At 44.4% G+C, this 216-nt stretch carries 2 tRNA genes; both read right to left on the bottom strand.

Annotated elements, in window-relative coordinates:
• Nucleotides 1-76 (bottom strand) — tRNA-Phe (locus tag AN392_RS18335).
• A gap of 49 nt (nt 77-125) precedes the next feature.
• Nucleotides 126-201 (bottom strand) — tRNA-Thr (locus tag AN392_RS18330).
• Nucleotides 202-216: the final 15 nt, after the last annotated feature.

Below are 216 nucleotides of genomic sequence, written 5' to 3'. Positions count from 1 at the left end.
TGGTGCCTCGACCCGGAATCGAACCAGGGACACGAGGATTTTCAATCCTCTGCTCTACCAACTGAGCTATCGAGGCACTTAAACAGTGCTAATTAAATGTTATTAAAACACTTAATTAAAATAAATGGTGCCGACTAACCGAGTCGAACGGTTGACCTACTGATTACAAGTCAGTTGCTCTACCAGCTGAGCTAAGTCGGCACACAAAACTGTGTG

Origin of the sequence: Pseudoalteromonas sp. P1-16-1b, from assembly GCF_001401785.1 — a bacterium.
In the GTDB taxonomy this organism is placed as follows: Bacteria; Pseudomonadota; Gammaproteobacteria; order Enterobacterales; family Alteromonadaceae; genus Pseudoalteromonas; species Pseudoalteromonas undina.
This window is presented reverse-complemented; position numbering and strand designations above follow the sequence as displayed.